This is a genomic window from Asanoa siamensis, from assembly GCF_016862555.1.
GTDB classification, from domain to species: Bacteria; Actinomycetota; Actinomycetes; order Mycobacteriales; family Micromonosporaceae; genus Asanoa; species Asanoa siamensis.
Genome location: NZ_BONE01000033.1, coordinates 82,507 through 90,820, shown reverse-complemented (window position 1 = coordinate 90,820; position 8,314 = coordinate 82,507). Strand labels below are relative to the sequence as shown.

The 8,314-nt window shown below is 74.1% G+C and carries 6 protein-coding genes and 1 tRNA gene; 4 read left to right on the top strand and 3 right to left on the bottom strand.

Annotation, left to right across the window (positions count from 1 at the left end; all coding sequences use genetic code 11):
• The first annotated feature begins 135 nt into the window (after positions 1–135).
• Entirely contained in the window at positions 136–3,165 is a 3,030-nt protein-coding gene (locus Asi02nite_RS20995; RefSeq protein WP_203715449.1) for a hypothetical protein, read from the top strand.
• Between the two features lie 317 nt (positions 3,166–3,482).
• Here Asi02nite_RS20995 and Asi02nite_RS20990 read toward each other — a convergent pair whose 3' ends face one another.
• Entirely contained in the window at positions 3,483–4,682 is a 1,200-nt protein-coding gene (locus Asi02nite_RS20990) for a glycosyltransferase 87 family protein (RefSeq protein WP_203715464.1), read from the bottom strand.
• Between the two features lie 75 nt (positions 4,683–4,757).
• Here Asi02nite_RS20990 and orn point away from each other — a divergent pair, with 75 nt between their 5' ends.
• The 3 genes from orn to Asi02nite_RS20975 all read left to right on the top strand — a co-directional run bounded on the left by orn (position 4,758) and on the right by Asi02nite_RS20975 (position 6,458).
• On the top strand, positions 4,758–5,348 hold the full coding sequence (gene orn / locus Asi02nite_RS20985) for an oligoribonuclease (protein ID WP_203715447.1): 591 nt from the start codon (positions 4,758–4,760) through the stop codon (positions 5,346–5,348).
• 85 nt (positions 5,349–5,433) lie between these two features.
• Positions 5,434–5,509: transfer RNA gene (locus tag Asi02nite_RS20980), tRNA-His, on the top strand.
• 109 nt (positions 5,510–5,618) lie between these two features.
• Positions 5,619–6,458 carry a hypothetical protein gene (locus Asi02nite_RS20975; protein WP_203715445.1) on the top strand — a complete coding sequence of 280 codons (840 nt, stop codon included), beginning with the start codon at positions 5,619–5,621 and terminating at the stop codon, positions 6,456–6,458.
• Positions 6,459–6,462: 4 nt separating this feature from the next.
• On the opposite strand, the gene Asi02nite_RS20970 is transcribed toward Asi02nite_RS20975, so the two are convergent.
• A complete protein-coding gene (locus Asi02nite_RS20970) occupies positions 6,463–7,791 on the bottom strand; it encodes a hypothetical protein (protein ID WP_203715444.1) in 1,329 nt (442 codons plus the stop codon).
• Complete coding sequence (locus Asi02nite_RS20965; protein WP_239126867.1) at positions 7,788–8,309, bottom strand: SigE family RNA polymerase sigma factor; 522 nt, start codon at positions 8,307–8,309, stop codon at positions 7,788–7,790. Before Asi02nite_RS20965 ends, Asi02nite_RS20970 begins: the two co-directional genes overlap by 4 nt.
• Positions 8,310–8,314: the final 5 nt, after the last annotated feature.

The following is an 8,314-nucleotide window of genomic DNA, read 5'->3' as shown; positions in this document are numbered from 1 at the left end:
CCCCGCCGGTCCGGGGCGTTGTCCCTGGACCGGCGGGTTTTTCTTTGTCCGCGTGCCGAACCATCTGCGTCGTGTGTTCGGATCGTCACGTTGGGTACAGTTTGTCCGGTAACGCGATCAAGGGGGATGACGCAGATGCGGGTCGTACGCACGGTCGCCGGGCTGGTGTTGCTGACCATCGGACTGCCGGTGCTGCTGGTCGGCGGTTCACTGTGGACACTCATGCAACATCGGGACGCGGGCGGTGCGTTCAGCGGGACCCTCGAGCCCGTCAGCACGCCCGGGCAGGCGATCGTCGTCACCGACGTCGACAAGCTGCTCCGCGAGGACGCGGCGTTCGTCCGGGCCGGTGACACGCGGATGCGGCTGACCGGCGCCAGCGACGTGTTCTTCGGCCTGGGCCCGGCGGACGCGGTCCGCGAGTATCTGTCCGGCTCCGCCTGGACCCGGGTCGACGCTGTCACCGTCGCCCGCGGCGACCTCCCGGTGCGCAGCACCCCGATCGGCGGCGAGGGCGTCTACGGCCCGGCCGCGTCGGGCGTCGCGCCCGGATCACAGTCGTTCTGGGTACGCCAGGGCAGCGGCACGCTCGAATGGACCGCCAACGAGGTCGACGGCCGCGAGCTGAGCCTCGTCGTGATGCACGTCGACGCGAGCCCGGCCCTAACCGTCACGGTCCGCGCCGCGGCCTCACCCGGCTGGCTTCCGCCGACGAGCTGGATCCTGCTCGCCGCGGGCGTGCTGCTGATCGCCGGCGGCATCACCGCGCTTGCCTGGCCGACCCGCCCACGCGACGTGGTCTTCGTCGTCGACCCGAGCCAGGTGCCCCAGGTCTCGGCCCGCCTCGGCGCGGCCACCTTGGACGACCGCGAGGGCCCGGCGGGCCCGCCGCCGGTCTGGCCGGCCCTGCCGGCCGCGGACGTGGCCGAGCCTTTGCCGGTGCTGCCGGGCGAACCCAGCCGGGCCGCCGACGGACCCTGGCCGGGCTGGCCGTCGGACAACCCGCCGGCGCGCCCGGCGACGCTGGCGGACGCGCTGGCCGGCGCGGGCCTGCCGAGCACGCCGCCACCGCCACCGCCGCCTGGCCCGGCCTGGCCGCCGGCCCAGCCGGGCCCGGCCGACGACGCCGAATCGGTGACCCCGTCGGCGAGCGCCTGGCGCCGGGCCGAGGCGGCCCGGCTGGCGGGGATGCCGGGGGTGACCGCGGTAGCGGCCCAACTCTCGGTCGAGATCTCCCCAACCTCCGGCGCTCCGGCGGGCGCGGCCACCGCGATCCCGACGACCCGCGCGGTAGCGACGGACGACGACAACCCAGCGGCGGCCGCTCCGGACGAGGCCGACGGCCGCGCGCCGACGCAGCGCTCGGGCGGGGTGGCGCACCTGCGGTCTGTGCAGGCGGACGGCACGGAACGCCCGGCGAAGCGCACGGCCCGCGCGAAGAAGCGCCCGGTGGTCTTCGTCGACACGGCCACGGAGCCGACGGGCGAAAGCCCGGACCGCCCGGTCGTAGCAGCCCGCCCCCGGACGACGAAGCCGGCCCCCCAGCCCCGCGAGGCGGCAGGCAACCGCCCACCCACCACGGACGCGGCAGCCGCGCAGGAGCCGACGGCCGAGACCACCGCGAAGCCGCCATCGACCCACCCAGGTCAGGCAGCCGCGGCTGGGCCGGGCGGGGTGTCGGCCGAAGGCCACGCCGCTGGGCAATCGGTTGAAAAGACTGCTCGGCCGAAGTCGGGCCGGGGATCTGCCGAGGGTGAGTCCGCAGGGGATTCGGTTGTGGTGGCGGCTCGGCCGGGGGCGAACGCGGCGTCGGCTGAGGGTGAGTCCGCAGGGGATTCGGCTATTCCGGCTGCCCACCCGGGGGCGAGCGCCGATGGTGGGGGCGGAGGGTATTCGGTTGTCGCGGCCGCCCGCCCGGGGGCGAGCGCCGATGGCGGAGCCGCCGGGGATGCGGTTGTGGTGACGGCCCGAGCGGGGGCGGGCTCGGTGTCCGGGGACGCGGTGGAGTCCGTCGGGGAGAAGCCCGTACCGGCAGAGGGGACGGTCGCGGCCGCCGACGGTCCCAACGACGGCCAGGTGGTCGCTGGGGAGCCGGCGGCGACCGCGGCGAAGTCCCGGCGGACTGCCGCCGGGTCCCGGCGTGGCAAGGCCGTCGCCGAGCAGCCGATGTTGACGGACGCGACGTTCGCGCAGACAACCACCGGTTCGGGTGCGGCCGGTTCCGCGGCCGCGGAGGCCCCGGTCGGGCACGGCGTCGGCGATTCGGATGCCGGCGGGGTACCGGCGGTCAAGGAGCCGACGAAGAAGCCGCGCCGCGCGGCGTCGGGAGTGGCCGCTACCGACCGGCCGAAGGCGACCAGGTCGAAGTCCCGCGCCAACGCGGTGGCGCAGGCCGAGGACCGCAACGCGAACGCGGCGATCGCCGAACCGATGACGACGACCGGCACGGAGGTCATCGAGTCCGCGGGCTCGGCCGCCGACGAGCCGATCACGGCGGGCAGCCCGGCGGGGGCCGGCACCCCGGTCGGCACCGGCACCGAGGTCGCCACCACGGGCGACCAGGCCACGGGCGACCAGGCCACGGGCGACCAGGCCACGGGCGACCAGGCCACGGGCGACCAGGCCACGGCGGGCGACCCGGCGACCGGGGACGACGCCGCCACCGGAGCCAAGCCAGCCGCCCGCCGCGCCACGCGGGCCAAGAAGGCGACGGCCGCCGAGACCCCCGACAAGGTGCAGAAGCCGACCCGCTCGCCGCGCCGCAAGGCCGCCGAGACCGCGCCGCCGGCGACCGACGAGACGGCGACATCAGAGCCGGCCGAGGCGACAGATGACGCCGCGCGGGAGTCGGCTCCGGCCACGAACACTGCGGCTGCGGCGGACGACGGGATCGCGGCAACCGCCATGGGCGAACGTCCGCGGCCCGCTGGGGCGACCTTGCCGGGTACTCCTTTCGGGGGATTGGGTGGCACCGCGACGCCGGCTAAGCGGCGGCGGAAGACCGCGGCCGGGCTGCCGGCGCCGGAAACGACCGACGCCGGCCCGGTCCACAACGCGGTCGCGGCGCTGGCCGCCAAGCGGCCGGCCACTACCCGCCGGCGCGCCGCCACCTCGGCCAAGCGGCCGGCTGACAACCGCGCCAATCCGACCGACCAGGCGAGCTGAACCATTGACGGGTCGAGCAGCGGGGCGGCCCTCACCGCCACGCTGCAGGCCGCCGAGCCGTCAGCCATGCCAGGTTCACGGGCCGAAACGGTTGGGGCCAACCGCGGACCTGGCAGCGAGCGGAGCGAGCGTTGTCCGGCGGGAGCAGCGGTCCGGACCACCGCGGACCCGGGAAAACCCGCACTTGATCCCGAATTTGATCTTGATCTGGTCAGACCGCGCTACAAGCTAGAGCGCCCCTCCGCGCTGCCGACGCGAAGGGGCGCTCTCACCGGGGGAACGGTGGCAACGGGAGAACTTGATCCGTTAAGGACATTTTAACCCGTCGCGTGGTGAGTGGCTAGGTCTGTCCGGTTTGGTGCCGGTGTGCGGGCCGGCAGCAGGGCCAGCAGGGCCAGCGCCGCCAGTACGTAGAGGTTTCGCAGCAGGAAGTCGCCTACCGTGCGGGTCGGGTCCGGCGCCACGCCCCAGTCGATGAACGTGTTCACCCCGTAGAGCGCCACCGCCAGCGTCCCCCCGGCCACCAGCAGGTCCCGGCGGCGGCCTGAGTCCACCAGGACGACCAGGGCCGGTACGAACCAGAACACGTGGTGCGGCCACGTGATCGGGCTGACCAGCGCGCCCACCAGGCCCGTCAGCGTCACGCCCGCCAGGTCGTCGCCCGCGCGGAACGCTCGGGCCGCCCGCCACAGGCCGACGGCCGTGACCGCTACGACCAGCAGCAGCCACCAGGCGCGAGCCGGCTCGGCCGGGGCGACCAGGCGCGCCAGTAAGCCCTGCAAAGACTGGTTACCCGTGTAATCGATGCGCCCCACCCGCTCCGTCGAGAACAGCGACGACGTCCAGAACTGCCACGAGTCCCGCGGCGCCACCGCGGCCGCCAGCAGCGTCGCCAGCGCCGCCGTGCCCGCCGAGACGGCCGCCTCGCGCCAGCGGCGGGTGACCAGGAAGTACAGGATGAAGATGCCCGGGAACAGCTTGATCGCGGTCGCCAGGCCCACGCCGGCGCCGGCCCAGAACCAGCGCCGCGGCGACGCGTACAGGAAGTCGGCCAGGATCAGCAGGATCAGCAGCATGTTGATCTGACCGAAGAAGTACGTCTCGCGGGTCGGCTCGACCGCCAGCGCCACCGGGAACAGCAGGCCGGCCAGCAGCCAGCGGGGCAGGCCGCGGCGGTCCGCGACCGGGGCCGTCAGCCACCAGGCCGCCACCGCGACGGCGGCGACGGTGAAGACACAGAAGAACCCGATCGTGAAACCGACGGGTACGGCGGCGAACGGGCGCAACAGCAACGCGGCGAACGGGGGGTACGTGAAGTAGAGCTCACCCTGCACCGGGTCGGGCTGCGCCCAGTCGTAGAGCGGGTGCCCGTCGGCCCACCAGCGCAGCGCGCTCACGTAGATCCGCAGGTCGAAGAAGTCGCGCCGGGCCGCGTACACCCAGACGAAGCCCACCGCCGCCGCGGTGAGCGCGACCACCAACGCGATCCGCCGCGCGGTGCCGGGGTTGATCTTCATGGGTGGGGCTGCTGCCTGCACCCCGGCAGCCTAGTAGAGGGTCGCCGGCCGGACCCTGAGCGTAGGCTGTCGATCGTGGCTGATCTTCTGGTCTGGATCGACTGTGAGATGACCGGGCTCGATCTCGGCAAGGACGCGCTGATCGAGGTCGCGGCGTTGGTGACCGATCCCAACCTGCAGGTGCTGGGCGACGGCGTGGATCTGGTCATCCACGCCTCCGACGCGCAGCTCGACGGCATGCCCGACGTGGTGCGCGAGATGCACGCCAAATCCGGGCTGACCGAAGCGGTACGCCGGTCGACCGTGACCCTGGAAGAAGCCGAGGACCAGCTCCTGACCTACATCAGGACGTACGTGAAGGACCCGCGCACGGCGCCGCTGTGTGGCAACTCGATCGCCACCGACCGGGGCTTCCTCGCCCGCGACATGCCCCGCCTCGACGCCCACCTGCACTACCGGATGATCGACGTCTCCTCGATCAAGGAGCTGTGCCGCCGCTGGTACCCGCGGGTCTACTTCGGCCAGCCGGCGAAGGGCCTGGCCCACCGCGCGCTGGCCGACATCCGGGAGAGCATCCGCGAGCTCGAGTACTACCGCCGCACGATCTTCGTGCCCCTGCCCGGGCCCGACGTCGAGACCGCGAAGGGCATCGCCGCGGATCTTTGAGCCAACCCTGTCGACGTCCTCGCCCGACCTATGGCTATCATTGGTCGGCGCCTCGCCCGGCGGAAAGCCGGCGCGGGTCGACATGGTGGCTGTAGCTCAGTTGGCAGAGCACCGGGTTGTGGTCCCGGGTGTCGGGGGTTCAAATCCCCTCAGTCACCCCAGCGTGTGACGGCCCGGCCGGGGATTCCCCCGGCCGGGCCGTTCGCTTTGTGATCAAGAGGTGACCGGCGCGGGACACCGCCGCCCGCAAGCGCGGCCTACCGTGCCGGAGTGACCCAGCCAACCCTGCCGCCGGGCACGCCGACGCCCATGCCTCCCGGGTACGGGCAGCCGCCGTATCCGTCGTCGACGCCGGTCTGGCCCTGGCTCGTCGGCGGCGCCGCGCTGTTCGCCCTCATCCTCTGCCTGGGCGGCGCCGGCCTGTTCGTCGCGCTCCGCGACGGCTCCCCACCGCCGGCACGGGCCGCCCGGGACGAGCCCGTCGCGCCCCGGCCGTCCCGCGAGCCGGTAGCGCCCGGGCTGTCCCGCGAGCCGGTCGCGGAGCGCACCCGGCTGCCGGACCCGCCGCGGGTGCTCGGCCGGGACGTCACGATCAGCGGGCGGGGTGACAAGACGGTCGAGGTCCGGTTGGAGCCCGACGCCGCCTACGTCGCGACGATCACCTACACCGGCACGGGCAACTTCCTCGTCGAGGCCCTTGACGAGAGCGGCCGCCAGGTCGGCCTGATCGTCAACGCGATCGACGACTACGCCGGCGACCGCACGATCGGGTTGCAGGAGCGGGGGATCCCCGCGGCGTTCCAGGTACGGGCGACCGGCACCTGGAAGATCGTGCTGCGCGACCTGAGCAAGGCCCCGGCGTTCACCGGGGAGGCCGCGGGCCGCAAGCCGGCGGTGTTTTTGGTGCCGTCCGGCACCGCCACCGGCCAGCGGCTCACCGTCAGCCATTCGGGCCGATCGAACTTCGTGGTCCGCGGCTATGGCCACAACGACCGGATCGGGCTGTTCGTCAACGAGATCGGCCGCTATCAGGGCACGGAGCCGCTGCCGCCCGACACCCAGGTGCTCGAGGTCGAGGCGCAGGGCGGCTGGACCCTGCGCTTCACCTGAGCCGTCACATCAGGAACGTGCCGCCGCGGGTGAGTGCCACCTCCACCTCGCCCGTCGTCCGCAGCACGGTGCGCCGGTCGCCGGTCACCGGGTCGAGCACCTCCAGCCGGCTGGTCATCCACGGTGGACGGTCGTCGTTCGCGCTCAACAGGAACCCGTCCGCGCCGACCGCGATCAGGCGCAGCACGTGGCCCTGGGGCGCGGTCGACGGCGGTGGCAGGCGGAACCGCCGCAGCGGCAGGCCGGTGCCGGGGTCGACCTCGTAGAGGTCGGCGCGGGAGTAGACCGTGAACTCGCCCTCCGGGAAGGCCTGCTGCGGCTGGAACACCAGTCCGCCGGTGTCCGGGCGGACCCGGATCGCCTCGTCGACACCGCCGTGCCAGCCCTCCGGGTCCGTCAGGCCGAGCGGTTCCGCGAGCACGGCGACCGAACGGCTCGTCCGGTCGACCGGGTCGACGAAGCCGACGCCGAAGCCGATCTCACTGCCGGGGAGGGTGAGCGTCCCCGCCGGCGCGACCGGCGACGCGGTCCCCACGGGAAGGTCCGGCGGCTCGGTCGCCGACGCGTCCGGCGCCGCGGTCGAGGTCAGCCCGGGCAGTGCGGACAACGGCACGTCCTGCCGTAGGGGGACCATCCGCCGCGGCATCAGCACCACCTCCCCGTCGGCGGACAGCCCGCGCGGCGACCACCAGGCCGGGTCGGGCACCGGCACCGTCCGGTTCGCGCCGTCGTCCGGCCGGAAGACGGTCGCGACCTGCGGCGGCGGTCCGTCGCCCGAGCGCTGAGCGAGCACGGCCGTGGTGCCGTCGACCGACCACCCGGTGACGTCGCCGTCGGCCAGCCGGTGGGTGCGACCGTCGACCAGCGAGTGGAACACCAGCGTGCCGCCGGCCGCGTAGGCCAGCCAGCGCCCGTCCGGCGACAGCCCGCGCGCCTCGCCCGGCACCCGGTAGCTCGTGCCGTCGCTGGTCAGCAGGCCCTCATCGGGGCCGGTCGACGTCCGGTAGACCAGCGCACCCGGGCCCACGCCCCGGCCCGTCGGCAGCACGGGCTGCGCGGCCGGCTCGGACGCGACGAACGTCGGCGGCAGCCAGTCGAGCCGGCCTTCCGTGGCGGGCCGGGTGGCGTCGACGGTCTCGTAGTCCGGCACGGGCGTGCCGCCGTCGCCGGCCACGGCCACCACGGCCGATCCGGCGGCGAGCGCGGCCGCGACGGCGGCGAGCCCACGGGTGACCAGGGTGTGCCGCCGGGCGCGCCGGACCGCCACCGCGGTCACGTCGTAGTGCTTGGCCCGCCCGGCCGTCTCGGCGAAGTGCTCCCGCAACCCGGTCATCGGCCGGCCTCCTCAACGGTCAGTTCGGCGAGATGCGGCGCGATGACCCGCAACCGGCCGAGGGCGTACGCGGTCTGGCTCTTCACGGTGCCCTCGGAGACCCCGAGGATCTCGGCGGCCTCGGCCACCGACCGGTCGTCGTAGAAGCGCAGCACCAGCACCGCCCGCTGGCGCGCGGTGAGCCGGGCGAGCGCGGCGTCAACGGCCAGCCGGCGGGTGGCGTCGTCGATCGCGTCGTCGGGTGCCGCCCGGTCCGGCAGTTCGGCGAGCGACCACTCACCGCGCCGCCGCCACCCGGAGATCGCCGCGTGGTAGATGGCCCGCCGCACGTACGCCTGCGGTTGCTCGTACCGCCGGATCCGGTGCCACCTCTTCGCGGCCTTGTAGAGCGCGGTCTGCAGCAGGTCCTCGGCGGCCGCGTGGTTGCCGGCGAGCACGAAGGCCAGCCGCGACCACGCGCCGTTATGGGTCTCTACGAACTCACGGAAGCCGTCGAAGCCGGTCACTTCCGTAAACACGCACC

Bases quoted from the DNA above. Each gene is read 5' to 3' on its own strand.
- Asi02nite_RS20995 (WP_203715449.1), top strand. From the start codon at position 136: ATGCGGGTCGTACGCACGGTCGCCGGGCTGGTGTTGCTGACCATCGGA.
- Asi02nite_RS20970 (WP_203715444.1), bottom strand. From the start codon at position 7,791: ATGACCGGGTTGCGGGAGCACTTCGCCGAGACGGCCGGGCGGGCCAAG.
- Asi02nite_RS20990 (WP_203715464.1), bottom strand. From the start codon at position 4,682: ATGAAGATCAACCCCGGCACCGCGCGGCGGATCGCGTTGGTGGTCGCG.